At 58.6% G+C, this 23338-nt stretch carries 23 protein-coding genes; 12 read left to right on the top strand and 11 right to left on the bottom strand.

Going from position 1 to position 23338, the window contains the following annotated elements:
• The first annotated feature begins 7 nt into the window (after positions 1 to 7).
• Together WA411_RS11035 and WA411_RS11040 are read left to right on the top strand one after the other, a co-directional pair.
• Positions 8 to 1189, top strand: a complete 1182-nt coding sequence (locus tag WA411_RS11035) for an ATP phosphoribosyltransferase regulatory subunit (RefSeq protein WP_291906003.1) — start codon at positions 8 to 10, stop codon at positions 1187 to 1189.
• 83 nt (positions 1190 to 1272) lie between these two features.
• Complete coding sequence (locus WA411_RS11040; protein WP_069183031.1) at positions 1273 to 2568, top strand: adenylosuccinate synthase; 1296 nt, start codon at positions 1273 to 1275, stop codon at positions 2566 to 2568.
• Positions 2569 to 2622: 54 nt separating this feature from the next.
• Here WA411_RS11040 and cmoB read toward each other — a convergent pair whose 3' ends face one another.
• The 5 genes from cmoB to WA411_RS11065 are packed head-to-tail and all read right to left on the bottom strand — an operon-like array spanning position 2623 to position 5970.
• On the bottom strand, positions 2623 to 3615 hold the full coding sequence (gene cmoB / locus WA411_RS11045; RefSeq protein WP_291906002.1) for a tRNA 5-methoxyuridine(34)/uridine 5-oxyacetic acid(34) synthase CmoB: 993 nt from the start codon (positions 3613 to 3615) through the stop codon (positions 2623 to 2625).
• 2 nt (positions 3616 to 3617) lie between these two features.
• Entirely contained in the window at positions 3618 to 4394 is a 777-nt protein-coding gene (gene cmoA / locus WA411_RS11050) for a carboxy-S-adenosyl-L-methionine synthase CmoA (RefSeq protein ID WP_136631510.1), read from the bottom strand.
• On the bottom strand, positions 4387 to 4755 hold the full coding sequence (locus WA411_RS11055; protein WP_136631509.1) for a kinase: 369 nt from the start codon (positions 4753 to 4755) through the stop codon (positions 4387 to 4389). The genes cmoA and WA411_RS11055 overlap by 8 nt, the downstream gene beginning before the upstream one ends.
• A gap of 34 nt (positions 4756 to 4789) precedes the next feature.
• Positions 4790 to 5806: a serine/threonine protein kinase gene (locus WA411_RS11060; protein ID WP_291906001.1), complete on the bottom strand. Its 1017-nt coding sequence runs from the start codon at positions 5804 to 5806 to the stop codon at positions 4790 to 4792.
• Between the two features lie 11 nt (positions 5807 to 5817).
• Positions 5818 to 5970 (bottom strand): hypothetical protein, encoded by a 153-nt coding sequence (locus WA411_RS11065; RefSeq protein WP_153633714.1) that lies wholly within the window; start codon positions 5968 to 5970, stop codon positions 5818 to 5820.
• An 85-nt stretch (positions 5971 to 6055) separates the two neighbouring features.
• On the opposite strand from WA411_RS11065, the gene WA411_RS11070 reads away from it, so the two are divergent.
• The gene (locus WA411_RS11070; RefSeq protein ID WP_418766809.1) at positions 6056 to 7153 is read left to right on the top strand and encodes an NAD(P)/FAD-dependent oxidoreductase; all 1098 of its coding nucleotides are present in this window, start codon (positions 6056 to 6058) and stop codon (positions 7151 to 7153) included.
• A 155-nt stretch (positions 7154 to 7308) separates the two neighbouring features.
• Here WA411_RS11070 and WA411_RS11075 read toward each other — a convergent pair whose 3' ends face one another.
• Entirely contained in the window at positions 7309 to 8043 is a 735-nt protein-coding gene (locus tag WA411_RS11075) for a ComF family protein (RefSeq protein WP_291905999.1), read from the bottom strand.
• 50 nt (positions 8044 to 8093) lie between these two features.
• Between WA411_RS11075 and bioB the strand changes: the two genes are divergently transcribed.
• The 9 genes from bioB (at position 8094) to WA411_RS11120 (ending at position 17830) form a co-directional block, all read left to right on the top strand.
• A complete protein-coding gene (gene bioB, locus WA411_RS11080; protein ID WP_069183036.1) occupies positions 8094 to 9152 on the top strand; it encodes a biotin synthase BioB in 1059 nt (352 codons plus the stop codon).
• A 160-nt stretch (positions 9153 to 9312) separates the two neighbouring features.
• A complete protein-coding gene (gene bioF, locus WA411_RS11085) occupies positions 9313 to 10488 on the top strand; it encodes an 8-amino-7-oxononanoate synthase (RefSeq protein WP_291905998.1) in 1176 nt (391 codons plus the stop codon).
• Positions 10485 to 11240: an alpha/beta fold hydrolase gene (locus tag WA411_RS11090; protein WP_291905997.1), complete on the top strand. Its 756-nt coding sequence runs from the start codon at positions 10485 to 10487 to the stop codon at positions 11238 to 11240. Before bioF ends, WA411_RS11090 begins: the two co-directional genes overlap by 4 nt.
• Entirely contained in the window at positions 11228 to 12079 is an 852-nt protein-coding gene (gene bioC / locus WA411_RS11095) for a malonyl-ACP O-methyltransferase BioC (protein WP_291905996.1), read from the top strand. The genes WA411_RS11090 and bioC overlap by 13 nt, the downstream gene beginning before the upstream one ends.
• Positions 12079 to 12771 carry a dethiobiotin synthase gene (gene bioD, locus WA411_RS11100; RefSeq protein ID WP_069183039.1) on the top strand — a complete coding sequence of 231 codons (693 nt, stop codon included), beginning with the start codon at positions 12079 to 12081 and terminating at the stop codon, positions 12769 to 12771. The genes bioC and bioD overlap by 1 nt, the downstream gene beginning before the upstream one ends.
• Positions 12772 to 12822: 51 nt before the next feature.
• Positions 12823 to 13068, top strand: coding sequence for a flagellar basal body rod C-terminal domain-containing protein (locus tag WA411_RS11105; RefSeq protein WP_136631502.1), 246 nt, complete (start codon positions 12823 to 12825; stop codon positions 13066 to 13068).
• A 22-nt stretch (positions 13069 to 13090) separates the two neighbouring features.
• Entirely contained in the window at positions 13091 to 13759 is a 669-nt protein-coding gene (locus WA411_RS11110) for a putative metalloprotease CJM1_0395 family protein (RefSeq protein WP_291905995.1), read from the top strand.
• Between the two features lie 269 nt (positions 13760 to 14028).
• A complete protein-coding gene (locus tag WA411_RS11115; protein ID WP_069183042.1) occupies positions 14029 to 15828 on the top strand; it encodes an acyl-CoA dehydrogenase C-terminal domain-containing protein in 1800 nt (599 codons plus the stop codon).
• A gap of 211 nt (positions 15829 to 16039) precedes the next feature.
• Entirely contained in the window at positions 16040 to 17830 is a 1791-nt protein-coding gene (locus WA411_RS11120) for an acyl-CoA dehydrogenase C-terminal domain-containing protein (protein WP_291905994.1), read from the top strand.
• Between the two features lie 89 nt (positions 17831 to 17919).
• Here WA411_RS11120 and WA411_RS11125 read toward each other — a convergent pair whose 3' ends face one another.
• The 5 genes from WA411_RS11125 to leuS all read right to left on the bottom strand — a co-directional run bounded on the left by WA411_RS11125 (position 17920) and on the right by leuS (position 23306).
• Positions 17920 to 18555 (bottom strand): endonuclease, encoded by a 636-nt coding sequence (locus WA411_RS11125; protein ID WP_291905993.1) that lies wholly within the window; start codon positions 18553 to 18555, stop codon positions 17920 to 17922.
• Positions 18556 to 18752: 197 nt separating this feature from the next.
• The gene (locus WA411_RS11130; protein WP_069183045.1) at positions 18753 to 19016 is read right to left on the bottom strand and encodes a hypothetical protein; all 264 of its coding nucleotides are present in this window, start codon (positions 19014 to 19016) and stop codon (positions 18753 to 18755) included.
• 111 nt (positions 19017 to 19127) lie between these two features.
• Positions 19128 to 20135 carry a DNA polymerase III subunit delta gene (gene holA / locus WA411_RS11135; RefSeq protein WP_291905992.1) on the bottom strand — a complete coding sequence of 336 codons (1008 nt, stop codon included), beginning with the start codon at positions 20133 to 20135 and terminating at the stop codon, positions 19128 to 19130.
• Entirely contained in the window at positions 20132 to 20680 is a 549-nt protein-coding gene (locus tag WA411_RS11140; protein WP_291905991.1) for an LPS-assembly lipoprotein LptE, read from the bottom strand. Before WA411_RS11140 ends, holA begins: the two co-directional genes overlap by 4 nt.
• Before the next feature lie 40 nt (positions 20681 to 20720).
• Positions 20721 to 23306, bottom strand: coding sequence for a leucine--tRNA ligase (gene leuS, locus WA411_RS11145; protein ID WP_291911235.1), 2586 nt, complete (start codon positions 23304 to 23306; stop codon positions 20721 to 20723).
• Between the last annotated feature and the right edge of the window lie 32 nt (positions 23307 to 23338).

The raw sequence follows: 23338 nt of genomic DNA on the forward strand, positions 1-23338 counted from the left end.
GAATCTCATGACAGTATCTGATCGCTGGTTACTGCCAGACGGGGTAGAGGATATTTTGCCCCCACTGGCCGGACGGATCGAATCCCTGCGCCGGGATGTAATGGATACCTGCCAGCGCTGGGGTTATCAGCTGGTAATCCCACCGCTCATTGAATATCTCGAATCCCTGTTTACCGGAACCGGAAACGACCTGGAGCTTCAGACGTTCAAGCTCACCGACCAGTTGACCGGGCGCATGATGGGTGTTCGCGCCGATATGACGCCTCAGGCCGCGCGCATTGATGCTCACACCCTTGGTCAGGAAGGGATCACCCGTCTGTGCTATGCCGGGCACGTACTCCATACCCGTCCCCGGCATATGCTGACCGGTCGTACTCCTATCCAGGCCGGTTGCGAGCTATTCGGCAGTGCTTCGGAAGCTGCGGACATGGAAGTGATCAGCCTGATGCTGGAGACCCTCCGGGTGGCGGGTTTGCCGCGAATTCACCTGGATCTGGCCCACGTGGCCATTTATGAGAGTCTGATCGGCGAAGCGGATTTTGACAGGGATATCGAGCGCGCCATTTTCGATGCCATGGCCCGCAAATCGGTCCCCGAGCTTGACGAATTGGTGGGACAGTGTGCCGCAGGTTCAGCCGGCGCCCGCCTGCGCGAGCTTGCGCGCGTCAGTGGCGGCCCAGAGGCGTTGAGTGAAGCCCGCCGGATCCTGCAGGGCGCCTCCGACAGTCTGGATGCCGCACTTGATCAGCTCGGGCGAGTGTCCGATATGTTGAGTCGGGATTATCCGGAGATCAGCTTCGGATTCGATTTCTGCGAGCTGCGTGGCTACAACTACCACACAGGGCTGGTGTTTGCGGCCTATGTGCCTGGCCATGGTGATTCCGTTGCCAAAGGCGGTCGCTACGATGCCATTGGCAGCGATTTTGGTCGGGCCCGCCCGGCAACCGGGTTCAGTCTCGATATACGGGCTCTCGTCGCCCTCGGAGAGCGGGTGGCACGAAAGGCGGGTGCTGTCTGGGCGCCGGCGGACGATGACCCCGCTCTTGAAGGCGTGATTTCCGGTCTGAGAATGACGGAGACCGTTGTCCGGGCTCTGCCCGAAGACGAGGGTGTTAATCCGACGACCAAAGGCTGTGATCGGGAGCTGGTGAAACAGAACGGCCAGTGGGTCGTGCAGAAGCTGGGCTGATGGCCCCGGGGCCTCGGTGAATTCATTTACAGGTAAACTTGCGAAACGCGTGTCCTTCGGGGCAGCCGCATTGAGAGAGAATCATGGGTAAAAACGTTGTTGTGCTGGGCACCCAATGGGGTGATGAAGGCAAGGGTAAGATTGTTGACCTGCTGACTGACAAGGTCGCAGCGGTTGTTCGCTTCCAGGGCGGGCACAACGCCGGACACACCCTGGTAATAGACGGCAAGAAAACAGCGCTTCACCTGATTCCTTCCGGTATTTTGCGGCAGCATGTTTACTGTCTTATCGGCAACGGTGTTGTCCTCTCCCCGGAAGCTCTGCTCAAAGAAGTACGAGAGCTTGAAGCCAACGATGTGGCGGTTCGCGATCGCCTGCGTATCAGCCTGGCGTGCCCGATCATACTGCGCACCCATGTCCGCATTGATCAGGCCCGGGAAAGGGCTCGTGGCGTCGACAAGATCGGTACCACGGGTCGCGGTATCGGCCCCGCTTATGAAGACAAGGTCTCCCGCCGCGGCCTGCGCCTGGGTGACCTGTGCAATCCCGCCGACTTCGAAACGAAGCTGCGCGAGATCATGTCTTACCACAACTTCATCCTGACCGAGTACTTCAAGGAAGAAGCCGAAGATATTGATGCGGCCCTGGAAGAACTGAAGCAGATGGGTGAGGAAATTCTGCCCATGGCGGCGGACGTGACCGACATGCTGCACGATTTCCGCAAGCGTGGAGAGAATATCCTCTTCGAGGGGGCCCAGGGCTCGCTGCTTGATATCGACCTGGGTACCTATCCGTACGTGACCTCGTCCAATACCACCGCCGGCGGCACCGCCACTGGCTCCGGTTTCGGTCCGCTGTTCCTCGACTATGTGCTGGGGATCACCAAGGCCTATACCACCCGTGTCGGTTCCGGCCCGTTCCCCACGGAGCTGTTTGACGACATGGGCAAACATCTGGCGGTGAAAGGCAACGAAGTGGGCACCACAACCGGTCGTGCCCGTCGCTGCGGTTGGTTCGATGCGGTGGCGATTCGCCACGCGATCCAGATCAACAGCGTCTCCGGCATCTGCCTGACCAAGCTCGACGTGCTGGACGGGCTGGAAACCGTGAAGGTCTGTGTTGGTTACAAGACTCCGAATGGCGAGATTTTCCGGCCGCCCATCGGCTGTGACAGTTACAAGGACATTGAGCCGGTTTACGAAGAGCTGCCTGGCTGGAGTGAGAGTACCGTTGGGCTGACCAGCGTCGATCAGTTGCCGGAGAATGCGAAGGCCTACATTCGGTTCCTGGAAGAGCAGATCGAGGCACCGATCGACGTGATCTCCACGGGGCCGGACCGCATTGAAACCATCACGCTCCGTCATCCATTTGGCGAGTAATCGCCGATGGATGAAGAAACCGCCCTGCCGAAAGGCACGGCGGTTTTTTTGTGCTCAGGGCTTCTCGGCAATCACGGTGGCACGAAGCGGTCCCGGGTAACCCTCCACGGTTTTTGACGGGTCGTTCGGATCCAGAAAATCCTGTAGGGAATTGAAGCGCATCCAGTCGGTGCTGCGCTGTTCCTCGGTAGTGGTCTCGGTCACATCCACCACCCGGGCATTGCGGAAGCCGGTGCGGTCGAGCCAGCGCAGCAGTGTTTCGCAGCTGGGCAGGAACCAGACATTGCGCATCTGTCCGTAGCGATCCTTGGGCATCAGGCTGAAACCTTCAGGGCCCTCCACCACAAGTGTTTCCAGAACCAGCTCGCCACCCCGGCGCAGTGTTCCCTTGAGCTCCAGCAGATGATCCAGAGGCGAGCGACGATGATAAAGGACGCCCATGGAAAAGGTGGTGTCGAAGGTTTCAAGATCGGCTGGCAGATCCTCCATCCGGATCGGCAACAGATCGACGGCGACATCGCCCAGGTAGTCCTTGACGCTGAAGAACTGGAACAGGAACAGCAGCCCCGGGTCTATGCCGATCACCCGGCCCGCGCCTTCGCCCAGCATGCGCCAGCAGTGGTACCCGGAGCCGCAGCCCACATCCAGTATGCGGCGACCGGAGAGGTCTGAAAGGTAGGGTGCGACCCGTTCCCACTTCCAGTCGGAGCGCCACTCGGTATCAATGTAGGTTCCGAAAAAATCGAAGGGGCCCTTGCGCCAGGGCATCAGGCCGCGCAGTCCCTGCTCCAGCTGTTCCTGCTGTGCCTGGGGCAGGGGCTCGGGGGCATTCAGGGTAATGGCAGAGCGGTTCAGCTGCGCCTCCACCTGCTCAATGTCGGGCAGGCGGTTCAGGGCGGCCTGCCAACGATCCAGATCGCCATGGGGGCGGTCCTCGAAACGGTGAACCAGCTGCTGTTGAAGCAAATTGGCCCAATGCTCCAGGCCGTCTTGTGCAAGTTCATTGATGATTGGCCCGAATCGGGCTTTCCAGTCAAAATCTGCCATGGTCATTCGATGGTTTTGTCAGCCTTGATGGCGAGCATGGATACAAAGTTGAAGCACTGGTACCAGACCACCACATCATTGAAGCCCGCTGCCAGAAGTCGTTCCTTATGGGCCGCCAGTGTCTCCGGAATCAGGACCTGTTCGATGGCCGTTCGCTTCTGGCTGATTTCGAGATCCGAATAGCCGTTGGCACGCTTGAATTCGTGGTGCAGTCGGGTCTGAATGGCCTGCTCGTCCTCCGACTCAAAGCGGATTTTTTCTGACAGAATCAAAACGCCGCCGGGGAGGGTAGCATCCGCAATTCGTTTGAGCAGGCTGGACCGCCTTTCCGGATCCACAAACTGCAAGGTGAAATTCAGCGTGGTCACCGAGGCGTTGCTGAGTTCGGTGTCCAGAATATCCTCGCACCTGAGGGTGACAGGGAGGGCGCTGTCGTCCAATGCAATGTAATGCTCGCAGCGTTCGATCATGGCGCTGGAGTTATCCACGCCGACAAGGGTGCAATCCCCATATGAGATGCCGTGCCGCATCGCCAGGGTCGAGGCGCCCAGGGAGCAGCCCAGGTCATAGCAGTGGGAGGCTGGCTGGGCGTATTGTTCGGTGATCACCTCGATCATCGGAATGATAGTGGTGTAGCCCGGCACGGACCGGCGAATCATGTCCGGGAAAACCCTTGCCACCGACGCGTCGAACCGGAAATCCTCGGGTCGGCGTTCTGTGGCAAACAATCGGTCTGTCACCTGCTCGGGTGGCTCCGAAGGCTTGCGGGGCTTAACCATTGGGGTCTGCTGCCTCCGGAGAGGGTGGAACCGCAGGGCCTGTCGGTGACGGTCGGGAGCAGCGCACTCCCCGGTTCTTGTAGTCCACCAGAATGCCCCGGAACGAGGGGTCCACATCGGCGGCAATTGCCAGATAGCCATTCTCGCAGACCGCATGCAGTTCCGATGCCTTGGGTGACATGCGGAACGGATCGTCCTCGGTTACATGTATGGCCTGGAAATCGCCAACCGGCATGTGATCCTTGTTGTCGCTGTGACTGATCTTGCCGCTCATTTCCAGCGCAAGAACGGTCCCGATTACCGCAACCAGTGCGGTCACGATCAGGCTGCGGACGGTGTAACGGGCCTCACTCTGGCTCATGCCTACCTCGAATCAAACGAATTTAAAGTGTTACTCAGTATTGCCCCGGCACCGTGATGGCCGGAGACTGCAGGGCGGATAGTTGCTCCCGCAGCGAGAGAATCTGGTCTGACCAGAAGCGTGGCTGGGCAAACCACGGAAAGAAGCGCGGAAACGCAGGATCATCCCAGCGCTTTGCCAGCCAGGCGCAGTGCGCGATCTGCCGGTAGCACCGCAGCGGCTCAATCAAGTGGCGTTCTCGACGATTGAAATCACGGAACATCTCATAACCTTCGAGGAGTTCTCCGAGCTGGGCGCCCCGCTCGACATCGTCGCCGTTAAGTAGCAGCCACATGTCCTGAATAGCTGGCCCCGTGCGGCAGTCGTCCAGATCTACGAACAGCATCTGCTCGTCCCGGCACAGGATGTTGCCGGAATGGCAGTCTCCATGAAGTCGCAGAGTTTCTACCGGGCCGGCTTCATCAACCCGCGCCGCACAGAGCCTTTGCAGGTCGGGGATCAGACTGTCCCAGGCGGGCCTGAGATCCGCCGGAATCCAGTCGCCTTCAACCAGAAGCCGGTTGCTGACTTCAATGCCCTCAAGCAGATCCATGCCAGGGCGATGGGCAAATGGTTTCTTGGCGCCAATGTTGTGAATCTGACCCAGCCACTGGCCCAGGCGGTAGAGAGTGTCTGTCACGCTGGTATCGGGCGCCTGTCCGCCACGCTGTGGAAAAACCGCGAACAGGAACTCGCCGTGGCGGCCGAGCGTATCGCCCGAAGTCAGCTTCATCGGTGCAACAACCGGAATGTCTGCCTGCAGAAGTTCCAGGGTGAACTCATGCTCCTCCTGGATTGCCTTTTCGCTCCACCGACCCGGCCGATAAAATTTGGCGATGACCGGGGCGCTATCGTCCAGCCCCACCTGATAAACCCGGTTTTCGTAGCTGTTCAGCGCGAACAGCCGCCCACTTACCGCGAACCCGGCCTCTTCCATGGCATCCAGGATAGTATCGGGCGTCAGGGAATCGTAAGGGTGGGTGGATGCAGCGAGTGAGGAGTCATGGGTCATAAAGGGATGTTTCAGAGCCTTGTGTCGTATTTGGATTTCATGGATTGCAGATGGTACCAGTTTTCATCCAGCTCCGAGTCCATGAAGGCCTCGCGGAAAAAGACATCCACGTAAATTTGGAGCCAAGTATAACCGGTATCCGCAATCGAGTAATGGTTCATCATGAAGTCACTTTTCTGAGAGCGCTGAGAATGGGGTATGCTCTTTCGCTGGGCAGTTGAGTGAGGGCGAGTGAGGGTGCAGAAAGAAATTCTTGAAACACAAACCGTGGTAATCGGTGCCGGTGTGGTTGGCCTTGCTATCGCCCGCGCCCTTGCGAGTGCCGGCCATGACGTGATTGTGCTGGAAAGCGCTGGCCGGTTTGGTGAGGGCATATCCTCTCGCAACAGTGAGGTCATTCATGCCGGCATCTATTACCCGGAAGGATCACTGAAGGCGGAACTTTGCGTTGCAGGCCGACAGCGGCTTTACGAGTACTGCCAAACCCGCAAAGTCGACCACCGCAAGTGTGGCAAATGGATCGTGGCAGCCGATGAATCGCAGAATGGCAAACTCAAGGATATTCAGGCGGCCGCAGCCCGCAATGGCGTTGAGCTGACCTTGCATGACGCAAGCCGGATCACACGGGAAATGCCGGAAATCCGCGCCAGCTCCGGTCTCTGGTCGCCGGAAACCGGTATCATCGACAGTCATGGGCTGATGCTCTCAATGCTCGGCGAGCTTGAGGATGCCGGCGGCCAACTCGTTCTCCGGTCACCGGTGGAGGCCGCTGAATCGGATAACGACTGGCATCGTCTCCACGTGGGAGGCGACCATCCGCTGACCCTGAAAGCGAAAAACGTCATCAACGCCGCCGGACTCGCCGCGGTGCCGCTTGCAAAAAACTGGGCCGGCCTCCCTGATGAATACAGGCCACGGCAATGGTTCGCCAGAGGTGTTTATTTTAGTTACAGTGGCAGAACGCCCTTCAAAACCCTGATCTACCCAGTCCCCGAACCCGGCGGCCTCGGTGTTCACCTTACACTGGACCTCGCCGGCCAGGCCCGCTTCGGTCCGGACGTGGAATGGATCGAAACCGAAGACTACACCGTCAAAACAAGCCGGCAGGAAACCTTCGCCAGAGGCATACGCCAATGGTGGCCAGGCCTCGACCCGACCCGCCTCCAGCCCTCATATGCTGGCATCCGGCCCAAGTTGGCGGGCCCTGATGGCGGTTTTGCGGATTTTCGAATCGATGGACCGGAAGATCACGGCTTGTCGGGGTTGGTTAACCTTTTTGGAATCGAGTCGCCAGGACTAACGTCCTGTCTGGCGATTGCGGATTTCGTTCAGAAAAAGCTGGATTGATCAACTGACTCTGAAGTGTGGGCGTTGGGCGGCGTAGCCTTCCCGGGATTGTAGAGGGCCAAGGATGGCCCGAAACAAGCGCACATGGATGTGCTCGTAGCGTATCCCGGGAAGGCTACGCCGCCCAACGCATGCTCCAAAGCAGATTTTTTAAACTAACCGGGTGTCCGCGCCAAAGCCCAAACCTGAATCTCCCGAGCCCCAGCCTCCCGAAGAACCGAAGCCAACACCCGAACCGTCGCCCCCGTCGTCACCACATCATCCACAATGGCTATCCGCTCAGGCACCACCGTTGTCACCTCGAACACCCCGCGAAGATTCGCCAGCCGCGCCTCCCGGTTCAGCTCTCGCTGTGCCCGGACCCGCCGGACGCGCCGCACCAGCCCGGTAGCTACAGGAATGTTCAACTGACTCCCGATGGTCTCGGCAATGTCCTGGGCCTGATTGAATCCCCTTTGGCGCCGTCGTCGCGCATCCATGGGTGCCGGTATCAGCGCCAACGGCTTCGGCATGCTGCCATCCTGTAATGCTTCTTCAAGAGAGTCCGCAAAATCGGACATCAGGGGCCGGCCGAACTTACGTTGGCCATTGTATTTGTAGTGGCCAATCATGCCGTCCAGCGGGTACTGGTAGCGCCAGGGAACAAAAGACATATCGAAAGGTGGCGGGTGCTTCAGGCAGTCGCCACACAGCAGCTCCGAGGACGGAAAAGCCAGGGGCAGGGCGCAACAGCGACAGTGCCAGCGGTTGACCGGAAGCTCATCACGGCAGGGTTTGCATAACCCATTGAAAGCATTGGAGGAGAGGCACGCGACACAGAGCCCACCGTGCCTGATGCTGTTAACCTTTTTCTCCATGAAGGTTGACAGCCAGTTCAGTCTCTTTATCATCTGATTCATCCGTAAACCCAGAGACCGGGAAAGGTTAACAGGACTTTTACATGACCGCTACAGAACTCCGCCACGACTGGACACTGCAGGAAGCCCGCGAGCTGTTCGAACTGCCCTTTAACGACCTTCTGTTTCGCGCCCAGAGTGTGCACCGGCAGCATTTTGACCCGAATGAAGTGCAGGTCAGTACTCTGCTGTCGATCAAGACCGGCGCCTGCCCGGAGGATTGCAAATACTGTCCCCAGAGTGGTCATTACAACACCGGTCTCGAGAAAGAGAAGCTGCTGGAAATCGAAAAAGTGGTGGCTGAGGCCCGTGCCGCGAAAGAGAAGGGCGCATCCCGGTTCTGCATGGGCGCCGCCTGGCGCAGTCCCTCCAAAAAAGATATGCCCTACGTGCTGGATATGGTGAAGCAGGTCAAATCCCTCGGGCTTGAGACCTGTATGACGCTGGGTATGCTGAAAGAAGAGCAGGCGGTCGAGTTGGCTGACGCCGGGCTGGATTACTACAACCACAACCTGGACACGTCCGAAAAATACTATAGCCACATCATCACCACGCGGACCTATCAGGACCGCCTGGATACGCTCGATAACGTTCGCAAGGCCGGCATGAAAGTTTGCTGCGGTGGCATCATGGGCATGGGTGAGGATGAGGATGACCGGGTAGGTCTCCTGGTCCAGTTGGCAAATCTGCCTCATCATCCCGAGAGTGTGCCGGTTAATATGCTGGTAAAGGTGAAGGGCACGCCCATGGAGAACGTCGAGGATCTGGACCCGTTCGAGTTCGTCCGGATTATTGCGGTGGCGCGGATCATGATGCCGGCATCTCATGTTCGTCTGTCAGCGGGCCGTGAGAACATGAACGAGCAGATGCAGGCCCTGTGTTTCATGGCTGGCGCCAACTCGATTTTCTACGGCGAGAAACTGCTGACCACCGCCAATCCGGAGGCGGATGCCGATATGCTGCTGTTCAAGCGTTTGGGTATTCGGCCTGAGCAGCGGGAGCAGTGCGCTTCTGAGGAACAGGAAGAGGAGGCGATTGCCGAAGCCGTGGAGTATGAGGCGACGCGTCATATGTTCTATGACGCTACGCGGGAATCTGCCTGAGCCTTTGATACTGGGGAAGCAACGAGCGGGTAAGGCTCCCCGGGATACGCTACGAGCACATCCATGTGCGCTTGTTTCGGGCCATCCTTGGCCCTCTACAATCCCGGGGAGCCTTACCCACTCGTTGCCCGGGCCGTTGAGTTAACCTCCAGGTGCTATCGTGCGGGACTTTGCCCTTGAACTTGAAGAGCGGAAACAGGCCGGTCTGTACCGGACACGTCGGCATGTGACGGGTCCCCAGCGACCCTCTCTGATTGCGGACGGCAAACCTTTGCTGTCGTTCTGCAGCAATGATTACCTCGGTCTCGCCAATCACCCCGCCAATATCGAGGTCCTTCGTAATGCGCTTCCTGAAACAGGGCTCGGGGGCGCGGCTTCTCATCTGATCTGTGGTCATCACGATGCCCACCACCGGTTGGAGCTTCGTCTGGCAAAGTTTACCGGGCGCAGTTCAGCACTGTTTTTCTCCACGGGTTACATGGCCAATATGGGGGTTATTTCGGCACTGGCCGGGCGGGGCGATACGATTTTTTCGGATCGGCTGAATCACGCATCCATTATTGATGGCTGTATTCTGAGCCGGGCCCGGGTTCGGCGTTATGCCCATGGTGATGCGGCAGCGCTGGAGGCGATGCTGGCGGAGACGTCGGGGCACAAGCTGGTGGTTACCGATGGTGTATTCAGCATGGACGGTGATGTTGCGCCGCTGGCGGAGTTGGCCCGGGTCTGCCGGGCTCACGATGCGTTACTGGTTGTTGATGATGCCCACGGGATTGGAGTTCTGGGGCCCGAGGGTCGGGGCAGTGTTGCGGAGTTGGGGTTGTCGGAGGAAGACGTGCCTGTGTTGATCGGCACCCTGGGCAAGGCGGTCGGCACCAGTGGCGCATTCGTGGCCGGTCCGCCGATGTTGATGGATTATCTGGTTCAGAAGGCCAGAACCTATATCTATACGACGGCGATGCCGCCGGCAATTGCCATGGCAACGATTTCGAGTCTGGATCTTATTGAACGGGATCAGGGGCGTCGTGACCATGTAATGGGGCTGGTGTCCCGGTTCCGTAGCGAGGCCTCTGCCATGGGGTATGAATTGATGTCGTCGCGCACGCCGATTCAGCCGATCATGATTGGCGACAATTACGGCGCGCTGGCGCTCAGCCGGGCCCTGGAGAAGCGGGGGTTGCTGGTTTCGGCGATTCGCCCGCCCACGGTTCCGGTAGGCGAGGCGCGGTTGCGGGTTACGTTCAGTGCCGCGCATTCTCAGGAGGATCTGGATTGCCTGCTGGGCGGGCTTTCAGAGTGCCGTAACCTGCTGCAAAAGACGGACGTTGCGATATGAGTTCCGCCATCGTCTGTCAGCGCCTGGTAGTGGTTGCCGGGTGGGGTGTCCGCGCAGAGATGCTGTCGAAGCTGTACGGCTACTGGCCCGGGGAAGTTGTGCCGGTGTCGCTGGACGATGAATTACTCGCCCGTTGCGATTCTCTCTCGCAAGTCACGGATGAACTTTTGTCGCTGTACCCGGAGCCGTCCGTCTGGATGGGGTGGTCTCTGGGTAGTCAGGTCGTGATGGAGGCCGCAGCGCGACAAACCGGCTCGGTATCCTGCGCCGTAACGCTGGGTGGGTTTCCGAAGTTTGTTGCCGATGACGGCTGGCCCCATGGCATGCCGGCAGCGGACTTCCGGGCTTTCGCCCTGGGCATTGGCCGTGACCCTCAGCGGTACTGGCTGCATTTTCTTTTGTTGATGATCAACGGTGCGTCGAACGAAAAAGACGAGCGACAAAGTCTCAGGCCCTGGCTCGAAAAAGGCACCCTGGTTTCGCACGAGCACCTTAGCAAGAGTCTCGCGTGGCTGGAAGCCGGGGATCAGCGGGCACTATGGCGTTCACTCGTCACCCCGGCTCTGCATGTGATGGGTGAGAACGATATTGTGGTCAGATCCAGAGCTCAAGATCTTTCACTTCCCGCCTCAAGTGGCCATGCGGTTGTCCCTGGCATGGCACATTGGCCCGGTGGATGCTCTGCCTCGGATTGCTGGGCTGCGATTCAGTCGTTCTTTGCCTCGCAAAAGGCGCTGACATGGGCGTTATGAACTCGCCGGTCGGCGCATCGGCCGGTGTTTCTGAAACCCTCAAATCGGATATTGCCCGGGGCTTTGGCATTGCCAGTGGCACCTATGAAAGCGCCTCCCGGCTGCAGCGTTTCATGGGCAACACCATGCTGCAAAAATTCCAGGCCGTCGAGCGCGAGCAACTTCATTCGACCACCCTGGACCTGGGTTGCGGCACCGGTTGGTTTACCCGTAAGTTCGCTGGGCTTGAGGGCATTGGGGTGCTGGCCGGGCTTGATCTCTCACCGGGTATGCTGGCGCAGGCTCGTGAGAACTCGCCTGAGGGAATCGGCTGGATTGTGGGCGATGCCGAGCACCTCCCTTTGCTTGATGACAGCGTGGACCTGATCTTCAGTAACCTCATGATTCAATGGTGTGATGACCCCCGTTCAGTGCTCCGGGAATGCCAGCGTATTCTGCGTCCCGGTGGATTCCTGATGGTCTCGACGCTCCTGGATGGCACACTGCGAGAACTGAAAGCGGCCTGGCACGCAGTGGACCCCGATCATCAGCACGTCAATCACTTTGAGACCGATCTTGCCTTGCAGGCCAAGGTGGGGGCCGAGTTGCCGGATGCCGTTATCGAGAACCGTACAATAAGGCTGCCCTACGAGTCGCCGATGGCCCTGGCCGGTGAGCTCCGCCACCTTGGCGCCGGCTTCCGGGGCGCTGGTCGTCGCCGAGTGGTCACGGCGCCCGGGAGGTTGCGGGCAATGTGCAGGCATTACCCGAAAGAGCCGGACGGCACTATTATGGCAAGTTATGAGGCTGCCTGGATTTACTGGCAGAAACCACAGGAAGCGTTAACCGGGAAACAATAATGGCCAAACACTCCTTCTTTGTAACGGGCACCGACACAGGGGTTGGGAAAACCCTGGTTTCCGCCGCCATTCTTCACGCGGCCCGGACCATGGGCAAACACACCCTGGCGATGAAACCCATTGCGTCTGGTTGTGATCGGACGCCCGAAGGACTCCGCAACGAAGATGCCCTGATTCTGCAGAACGCTATTACAGAGCCGCTGGCTTATGAGCTCATCAACCCGGTGGCGCTGGAACCGGCGATTGCCCCCCACGTTGCCGCCGAGCAGGCCGGACGTCATATCACTTCGGATCGGCTTGTCGGTTTTTGCCGTGGTTTGCAGATCCGTCCGGCAGACCTGCTGCTGGTGGAGGGCGCTGGCGGCTGGCGAGTGCCTCTAAACGATCGGGAAACCTATTCGGAGTTTCCGCGCCAACTGGCCATGCCGGTTATTCTAGTGGTCTCACTCCGCCTCGGCTGCATCAACCATGCTCTGCTGACGGCGGAAGCCATCAGAAGTGATGGTCTGCGGTTGGCGGGGTGGGTTGCCAATCGGACGGAATCCGAGCCAATGAGCTGCGAGCAGGACACTCTCAATTACCTGGTGAACCACATGGGCGCGCCCTGCCTGGGTATCCTTCCTTGGCTGGAGCAGGCGCGGCCGGAAATGTTGGCCGGCTATCTGAATATCGATGGATTGTTTGAAAATTGACCAAATGTGTGGCTTAATTGAGTCAATAAATGGTCACCAGGCAGCTTGGTCATGATCAATAACACTCTCGCAGTTGGAATTCAGGGCATTCAGGATGGCATGGTCGGCATGGAAAATGCCGCCCGTAAGATTGCCCGTGCCGGTGCTGATGGTCCCCAAGGAACCGCGGAAGGTGCGGGTAGCCTCGTCGAGCCCATTGTTGATCTCAAGATTTATGAGCGCAGTGTTGAAGCGTCCGCGCAGGTGGTTAAAACAGCAGACGAAACGCTGGGAACGCTTCTGGATATCATGGCCTGATTAACCAAAGAGCGCAGAGTTCGTGCTTTCCTCTCTCCCTCCTGTTCCTTCGCCTATACCGGCGGCTTCGTTTCAGGGCCCGGTTTCTCCGCGAGTCCAGGCCACGGGCCCAGTATCGGCAAAGCCGGAGGCGCCGACCGCTGGAGCCAGATCTGTTGAGGCTGCGGGCAAAGCCGAGTCCGCGCGGGAAAATCCGGACCCCGGGCCCCGCAGCGGGGAAGCCGACAATCCTCAGGGGCTCACAGACCAAGAGCTGAAACAACTGACTGAGCTGAAAGCGCGGGACCGTGAAGTTCGTGCCCACGAAGCCGCTCACCAGGCAGTTGGCGGCCAGTATGCCGGCGCCATGTCGTTTACCTACCAGCGGGGGCCGGACGGCGCCCAGTATGCGGTGGGTGGCGAAGTCTCCATCGATATCTCCCCCGTGCAGGGGAATCCCCAGGCAACCATTGAAAAGATGCGAATCGTCCGCGCGGCAGCCATGGCGCCGGCGGAGCCTTCTGGACAGGATCGGGCCGTTGCCGCTCAGGCCATGCAGATTATGCTTCAGGCCCAATCCGAGCTAGCTGCCGAATCCGGATCCTCTCCAAGGGAGGCAAGCGATGCCTATCGCAAAGTCTCCGCCATGGGCGAAGGTGAACAAAAAGGCGACGAAAACCGCGCGTCATCCTTCAAGCCTGTGTCCGCCTGACCCCCGCCTTGCAGGCACTGATTCCTGTAAATATATCCCATAGTTAAAGGTCACTTCTGTCCGGCATGCACTGTCATGGCGCATGATCCGGTGACAGTTCGCAACACAAATTTTGCATCAGGCTATTGACAATTCTGTGCCTGTAAACGTATGTTTCAAACAAGTGTTTAATTAAGGCTGCAGCGCATTGCGTTGCGGTGTCTGAGCAAACCCAAGGCCAGAAGCTGTTAAACCCGATTCAGCTGAGACCGAGAACTGAGGTGGATTCCATGCCTGATTACAAAGCGCCCCTGCGTGACATCAAATTCGTTATGACCGAGCTGCTGAACAGCGAGCAGCATTACGCCAATCTGGAAGGTGCTGAAGACGCTACTCCGGATATGGTCGATGCCATTATCGGGGAAGGTGCCAAGTTCTGTGAGCAGGTTCTGTCTCCGCTGAACCAGGTGGGTGACAAGGAAGGCTGTACCTGGAGCGAGGACGGTGTAAAAACGCCGACTGGCTTCAAAGAAGCATACCAGCAGTACGTTGAGGGCGGCTGGCCTTCCATGACCGCCGATCCCAACTACGGCGGCCAGGGGCTTCCGCATTCCCTCGGCCTGGTGATGAGTGAAATGGTAGGTACCGCCAACTGGTCCTTTGGGATGTATCCTGGCCTAAGCCACGGTGCCACCAACACCATTGAAGAGCACGGCACCGAAGAGCAGAAGCAGACCTACCTGACCAAGCTGATCAGCGGTGAGTGGACTGGCACCATGTGTCTGACCGAGCCGCACTGCGGTTCCGATCTCGGCACCCTGCGCACCAAGGCAGAGCCGAATGCCGATGGCACCTACGCCATTACCGGTACCAAGATCTTTATCTCTGCCGGTGAGCACGACATGGCCGAGAATATCGTCCACATCGTTCTGGCACGTCTGCCGGGCGCACCGGAAGGCACCAAGGGCATCTCCCTGTTTATCGTGCCCAAGTGCCTGCCGAACGAAGACGGCTCTGCTGGTGAGCGCAACGCCGTATCCTGCGGTTCCATCGAGCACAAGATGGGTATCCACGGTAATGCCACCTGTGTGATGAACTTCGACGGCGCCAAGGGCTGGCTGATCGGGCCTGAGAACAAGGGCCTGAACTGCATGTTCACCTTCATGAACACTGCTCGTATCGGTACCGCCATCCAGGGGCTGGGTGCCGCCGAGCTCGGCTTCCAGGGTTCACTGGCGTACGCCAAAGAGCGTCTGGCCATGCGTTCACTGAGTGGCCCCAAGAATCCGGAAGGCATTGCCGATCCGATCATCGTTCACCCGGACGTACGTCGCATGCTGCTGACCCAGAAGGCAGTCGCAGAAGGCGCTCGCGCCCTGATTTACCTGACTGCGCAACAGGCTGATATCGTGCACAGCGGCAAGACCGACGAAGAGCGCAAGGCGGCCGATGAGGCGTTGGGCTTCCTGACACCAATCGCCAAGGCGTTCCTGACCGAGATTGGTTACGAGGCAGCCAACCTGGGTATGCAGGTGTTCGGTGGCCACGGCTTTATCTCCGAGTGGGGTATGGAGCAGAACGTTCGTGACGCCCGAATCGGCATGATCTACGAGGGCACTACTGGTATTCAGGCGCTGGATCTTTTGGGCCGCAAGGTTCTGATGACCCAGGGCGAATCCCTGCGAGGCTTCACCAAGCAGGTTCACCTGTTCTGCAAGGAAAACGCCGACAACGAGCAGCTGCAGGAATTCATCGAGCCGCTGGCCGCCATGAACAAGGAATGGGGTGAGCTGACCACCAAGATTGGTATGTCCGCCATGAAGAACCGCGAAGAAGTGGGTGCGGCTTCCGTGGATTACCTGATGTACTCCGGTTATGCGGTCTTCGCCTACCTGTGGGCGCGGATGGCCAAGGTTGCGCTGGACAAGATGGTCGAAGGCACTACCGAAGAAATGTTCTACAACGCCAAGGTTCAGACTGCGCGCTTCTACTTCAAGCGCATGCTGCCCCGGGCAAAGAGCCACGCAGAAAGCATGCTGGCCGGCGCCGACAGCCTGATGGACATGCCGGAGGAAGCCTTCGCCATCTAAGGCGCGGGCAACGAAGGACGGTTCTACAGGAAAGGAAGCCCGCACTCCCCGGAGGCGGGCTTTTTTCATGAGTTGCGGTCCGCTTTTAGGGTATAATAGTCGCCCATAAAAATAATCTTCAGCGGACACATAGCCCGAGCAGGTGTGACCGGCCCGAACTGAGGCCCTATTGCCACCTGAACAGACTGACAGAATTTTTGGAGAGTTTTAGATGGCTGATTATCAGGCACCCTTACGTGACATGCGCTTCGTTCTGAATGAGGTTTTCGATGCCCCCGCCCTATGGGCCTCGCTGCCCAAGGTTGCCGAGCATGTGGACCCGGAAACGGCGGACGCGATTCTTGAAGAGGCTGGCAAGATCAGCAGCGGTGTACTGGCGCCCCTGAATCGCGAGGGCGACGAGCAGGGCTGCAAATGGAACGACGGCGAGGTGACGTCACCGGACGGTTTCAAGGAAGCCTACCAGACCATCGTTGAAGGCGGTTGGAACGGCCTCGGCGGTAACCCGGATTTTGGCGGCATGGGCATGCCCAAGACTCTGGTGGCCCAGTTCGAGGAAATGATGCAGGGTGCCAACATGGCGTTCGGCCTGGCCCCTATGCTGACGGCAGGTGCCTGTCTCGCCCTGGATGCCCATGGCAGTGATGAGCTTAAAGAAAAATACCTCCCGAATATGTACTCCGGTGTCTGGTCCGGTGCTATGGATCTGACAGAGCCCCACGCCGGTACCGACCTGGGAATTATCCGCACCAAGGCCGAGCCCAACGAAGACGGCTCTTTCAACGTCACAGGCACCAAGATCTTCATTACCTGGGGCGAGCACGACATGGCGGAGAACATCATTCACCTGGTTCTCGCCAAGCTGCCAGACGCGCCGAAGGGTCCCAAGGGCATTTCCCTGTTCCTCGTGCCCAAGTTCCTCGTGAATGACGACGGTTCACTGGGTGAGCGCAACAGCTTCAGTTGCGGTTCCATCGAGAAGAAGATGGGCATCAAAGGATCTGCTACCTGTGTCATGAACTTTGATGGCGCCAAAGGCTGGTTGGTCGGTGAAGAGAACAAAGGCCTGGCGGCCATGTTCACCATGATGAACTACGAGCGCCTGGGCGTGGGCATCCAGGGAATCGGCGCTGCCGAGGCCTCTCTCCAGAGTGCCCGGGAATACGCCCTTGACCGTATCCAGAGCCGCGCGCCAACCGGCGCCCAGCAGCCCGAAAAGGCAGCAGATCCGATTCTCGTTCATCCGGATGTGCGCCGCATGCTGCTGACCATGAAAGGCTTTGTGGAAGGCGGCAGGGCCTTCTCGACCTACGTTGCCCAGTGGCTGGATATCTCCAAGTACGCCGAGGACGACGAGCGTCGCAAACATGCCGAGGGCATGGTGGCCTTGCTGACCCCGATAGCCAAGGCATTCCTGACCGATCGTGGCCTGGATGCCTGTATCATGGGCCAGCAGGTTTTCGGTGGCCATGGTTTCATCCGCGAGTGGGGCCAGGAGCAACTGGTTCGTGACTGCCGTATTACCCAGATCTACGAAGGCACCAACGGTATCCAGGCACTGGATCTGATGGGCCGGAAAGTGGTTGGTACGCAGGGTAAACTCTATGAGCTGTTCGCCCAGGACGTGGCAAACTTCCTCGAGGAGAATAGCGGTGATGAGCACTTGCGCCCGTTCCTTGAGCCGCTAGCGGCGGCGGTTGAGCGTCTTGATGATGTTACCGAGCACGTGATCAAACAGGCTGGGGACAATCCGAACGCCATTGGCGCGGCTTCCGTGGACTATCTGGACCTGTTTGGTCTGACGGCACTTGGCTACATGTGGGCGAAGATTGCCAAAGCAGCGGCACCCCAGGCCGAAGCGGACACCTCCGGCTTCTACAGCGGTAAAATGAAGACGGCGCGATTCTACTATGACCGTCTGTTGCCAAAGACGGTTTCGCTGGCCGAGGGTATTCGCAGCGGCAGTGATTCCATGATGGCGCTGACTGCAGAGGAATTCTGATTCCGTCAGCAATAGCAACCCGCAAAAAAACAGGCCTTCGGGCCTGTTTTTTTATGGATGCTGACCAATTGGCCTGACCCTTTTAGAGCTTACAGGCGCTCCATCCGGTTCGGATCGGTGACGAAGGGGTTGTCGTTGCCCTGGATTTCAGCGATGCGCCGATGACGGGTGATCTCGCCATCATCCGGCGGGTCCAGACGATTCCATCCCTTGAAGACCGCGGAGGAGCCCAGCCACGGCAGGTCATAGGTATCCACCATGTAGGCAACGGTGCGCGCGACATCGCCTTTGACCCGGACCGGTGGCTCGAAGAACTGGGCGCTTTGGCGAATGCCACACTCATCCTCGCTGACGGACTCCCCGAGATCTTCGTAACGGGCATTGCGGCGCCCCATCTCGGTCCGGCTGCGTACCGGTATCATATTGTGCATGTCAGACGCGATCTGGCGGTAGCGATTGTCCTGTTCACATTCACGGGATGTGCCGCAATCAAGTGCGCTTCGGACATCCGCCAATGGATACACATAGCCGTCTGTCAGCACGAAACCTTTGCTGGTAAAAGCCGTGTTGCAAAAGAAGGAGTTGCCGCCGTTGGCGTAGAGGTCACCCCAGAAGTGATCGGAAACAACGGTTTTAGGGTCACTGAACCGGGTATTCTGGCCAATAACGAGGGTAGTGGTGAGCAACAGGCAGAGCGCTGTGGGTATCAGTAAGAGTTGTTTCATACGCCTTTTATACCTCGCAGTGTTCCCAAACGTCCTGGCAATTCGGGCCCTGATGATCAGGCCTGATCATAAAATGATCAGGTGGGTCAAAACTATGACGCTTTGTTCACTGATACTGTGAAGTATGACACAGAGGCTCTAATGCACAGAGCCTCTGAGGTAGAAATTTGTGGCGTAATGTTAACGGGTTAACAGTTTCACTTCAGTTTGTTGCGGATGTTCTGATAACCGTTTTTCAGATCTTCGCCCAGTTTTTGCGCGGTTTGGCGGGCTTCCTGGGACGCGTTTTCTGCATCGTGCAGAACCTGGTCGATTTTGTTTTTGAATCGATCCCAGTCCTGTTCGAGGTCCTCCCACTCGTCCTTTACGTCTTCCCGGGCCAGATGCATCTGAACGCGCGCCTCATCCCGGTACTGTTTTACCTTTTCCGACAGCTTCTTGAGCTCTTCTTGAAGACTCATATCAAGCACCTCCTTGGATTGTTGGTGTGCTTACAATGCGCCCGATTGTAAAAATCTGTCAAGGGGCTGGCTGGGCCAGACGATAACAAGAAAGGTAGAGTTTGATTCAGGTCAGGAACGACCGGCAAGCAGGGCGGACATATCCCGCAAATAGTGCCACGGAGTGAGGGTATCGAAGCCTTTGGCGGCGCGATCGATCTGACTGCAAAGGCTGATGGCCTCATTCAGTTGGGAGCGGTTCAGCCTGCGTGCGGCCTGCTCGAGCGCCCGGGCCCGCTGGGGCTGGAACACCCCTCGCTTTTTCAGGAAGGCTGCGGGATTCTCCGACTGACCGGCTGAGGACTTCAGCTCCAGCAAGAGATTCAGGTCGCGGCTGAGAACCGACAGCAGGCCCAGCGGGTTTTCTCCCTCTTGCTGAAGCACAGTGATCATCTTACCCGCGTGAGGGGCCCGGCCACTGATCAATTCCGTGACCAGTTCGAAGCCATTGAATCGGGAACTGTCCTGCACTGCCTGTTCAACAGTTTCCTCGTCGATGGTATTGCCGTTTGCCAGCAGAGACAGCCTGTCCAGCTCCTGGCTGGCGGCAAGCAGATTACCTTCCAGGCGTTCGCTCATGATGGCCAGGGCGCCCCGGGTCAGGCTCAGGCCCCGGTTGCTGGCCCTCTGCTGGAGCCACCCCTGGAACTTATCGGCATCTACCGGCCACACCGGCACGTGAACACCTTTTCCCTGGAGCTCTTTGTACCATTTCCTCCGTGTCTCCGCGGCGTCCAGGCGGGCGCTGATCAGCAGCAGGATGATATCTTCGGGAGGATCTGCCAGTACCCGTTCCAGTACCGCGCGACCGTCACCAAGCTTGCCCGTGGGCAAATGAATCTCGATGCGCCGTTTCTCGGCAAACAGGGACATGGCACTGAATTCTTCGCCAACGGCATTCCAGTCCAGTTGGTGATCGGCGTGGAAGGTCAGGCGGTCATGATAGCCGGCGTCTTTTGCGGCCTTTCGAACCTGATCACAGCATTCCTGAACCAGCAGGGGTTCATCACCGGAAACAAGATAGACAGGCGAGAGGCCCTTTTTCAGAAGCTGGGATAACTGGCCCGGGTTGGTCTTCATGGCTGGCCTGTGGCTTGGGCGTCATCTTCCTGTTTGCGCTGGTATTCTGCCCGGATGGCGTCGATGCGCTGTGGGGTCAGAGGAGCCAGCCGGAATATCACCTGCTGTGCAAGGCGATCGTCCATTTGCTGGCGGAGGGCCTCTTCTTCACGCTGTCTTGCCAGCACGTTGGTCTCGTCGTAGCGGTAACTCTCGCTGGTCGTCAGGCGGGTCGTACCTACCATGGGAACCCGATCAGAGCTGACCACTTCAAGATCAACAGAGTGACGGAGCGTGTATTCGGCGGCCGCGGCCTGGGCTGTGATGGCGCTTGCGCGGCGATCCCGCTCGAAATTCCTCAGTCGTAGAATGTAATCGGCCTCCGCCACTGGCGCCAGACGGACATTGCCCAGATTCAGCTGTTCGCGCAAGGAACGGCACAGGGTGTCGGGTACCTGGGATGAGCAATCCACCGCCAGAGGTTCAAGGGCCGAAGAAACCGGAGGCGCACCCCGCAACTGGAATCCACAACCAGCAATCAGCGCCGCCATTACAGCGGTCGGCATCAGGCGTGCTGAAGATTTCAGAGCGGAGTGGCATGACATATCAGTTGGCCACCACATTCACCAGTTTGCCCGGCACCACGATAACCTTGCGTACCGTCGCGCCCTCCGTAAAGCGCATAACGTTCTCGTTCTCGAGGGCCAGCTTTTCCAGATCGGCCTTGCTGATATCGGCCGGCACATCTTCCTTGGCCCGAACCTTGCCATTGACCTGCAGTACCACCTGGATCTGGCTGCGAACCATGGCGGACTCATCAGCTTTGGGCCAGGACGCATTGACAACGGGCTCTTCGTGACCTAACGCCTGCCAAAGGGTATGGCAGATGTGCGGAACGATCGGCGACAGCACGAGCACCGCGGTGTCCAGGGCTTCCTGGCGGACGGCACGTGTCTGGGGCTCGTCACCCTGGAGTTTGCCAACATCGTTGAGCAGCTCCATCACGGCGGCAATGGCCGTATTGAACGTCAGCCGCCGGCTGATATCGTCACTGACCTTGGCAATAGTCTCGTGAGTCTTGCGCCGCAGGTTTTTCTGGCCATCGTTCAGTTCGGCCGCGTCCACAGCCGGCGCAGGGCCGCCTGCTGCATGCTCGTTCACCAGGCGCCAGATGCGCTTGAGGAAACGGTGTGCACCCTCAACACCACTGTCCGACCACTCCAGGGACTGTTCCGGGGGTGCCGCAAACATCATGAACAGGCGAACGGTATCGGCACCGTGCTCGTCGATGATGGCCTGGGGATCAATGCCGTTGTTCTTGGACTTGGACATCTTGGTGACGCCGCCGGATACCACCGGCTCGCCATCTTCCTTGTGCACGGCCCGAACAGGCTGGCCTTTCTCGTCTCGCTCGACGGTCACATCGGCGGGCGAAATCCATACCTTGCCACCCTTGCCATCTTCCCGGTAATAGGTCTCCGCCAGGACCATGCCCTGGCAAAGCAGTCGGTTGAAGGGCTCGGAACTGGTCACCAGGCCCACGTCGCGCAGCAGCTTGTGGAAGAAGCGGGCATACAGCAGGTGCAGGATAGCGTGCTCAATGCCACCGATGTACTGATCTACCGGCAGCCAATAGTTGGCGGCAGACGGGTCCAGCATGCCCTGATCGTAATTGGGGCTGCAGAACCGGGCGTAGTACCAGGAAGACTCCATGAAGGTGTCGAAAGTGTCGGTTTCCAGGGTCGCCGGCTGGCCGTTGAACTCGGTCTTGCACCACTCAGGATCGGCCTTGATGGGAGACTGGACACCGTCCATTTCCACGTCTTCGGGCAGGCGTACCGGCAGCTTGTCATCGGGCACCGGCATCTCGGTGCCGTCTTCCAGTGTCATCATCGGAATCGGCGCGCCCCAGTAACGCTGGCGGGATACACCCCAGTCGCGCAGGCGGTAATTCACGGTGCGCTTGCCAATGCTGTGTTCTTCCAGGAATGTTGCAATCTCATCGAAGGCTTCGTCGCTGCTCAGACCGCTGTACTTGCCGGAGGAAACGAGGATGCCCTTCTCGGTGAAGGCCTGCTCCTGGACATCGATCTCCCGGCCGTCACTGGCGGCAATCACCTGTTTGATGGGCAGTTTATACTTGCGGGCAAACTCATGGTCGCGCTCGTCGTGACCGGGCACCGCCATCAGCGCACCAGTGCCGTAATCCATCAGCACAAAGTTGGCGACCCAGACCGGAATCTCTTCTTGTGTAAGCGGGTGCACCGCCTTGAAGCCAGTATCGATGCCGCGCTTCTCCATGGTGGCCAGTTCGGCCTCCGCGGTCTTGCTGTTGCGGCACTCCTCGACAAACTCAGCCACGTCGCGATGGCGCTCTGCCGCCTCTTTGGCCAGGGGATGCTCTGCGGCCACGGCCATGTAGCTCACGCCCATCAGGGTGTCGGGGCGGGTGGTATAAACGGTCAGACCGCTATCACGGTCTTTAAGCGGGAAGGTCAGCTCGGTGCCTTCAGACTTGCCGATCCAGTTGCGCTGCATGGTCTTGACCTGCTCGGGCCAGTCTTCCAGCTCGTCCAGATCGTTCAGCAGTTCTTCGGCGTAATCGGTAATGCGGATAAACCACTGCGGGATCTTTTTCTGTTCCACCAGTGCACCGGAACGCCAGCCCCGGCCGTCCACGACCTGCTCGTTGGCCAGAACCGTCTGGTCCACCGGGTCCCAGTTAACCGTGGACATCTTCTTGTACACCAGGCCCTTCTCATACAAACGCGCGAAGAACCACTGTTCCCAGCGATAGTAATCCGGCTTGCAGGTAGCCAGTTCCCGATCCCAGTCGTACCCGAACCCCAGCTGCTTGAGCTGGTTCTTCATGTACTCGATGTTGGCGTAGGTCCACTTGGCCGGTGCAGTCTTGTTGGCAATGGCGGCGTTCTCGGCAGGCAGGCCAAATGCATCCCAGCCCATGGGCTGCATCACGTTCTTGCCCTGCATGCGCTGGTAGCGGGAAATTACATCGCCGATGGTGTAATTGCGGACGTGCCCCATGTGCAGCTTGCCACTGGGGTAGGGGAACATGGACAGGCAGTAGTACTTGGGTTTGCCCGGTTCTTCCTTCACCGTGAAGGTCTTGTTCTCTTCCCAGAAATTACGGGCATTCTGTTCTACGTCACGGGGATTGTATTGCTCGTCCATTCCTGCCATTACCGAAATTACCTTGTGTGGAA

Source organism: Marinobacter sp. CH_CUG1437-1, assembly GCF_037029655.1.
In the GTDB taxonomy this organism is placed as follows: domain Bacteria; phylum Pseudomonadota; class Gammaproteobacteria; order Pseudomonadales; family Oleiphilaceae; genus Marinobacter; species Marinobacter salsuginis.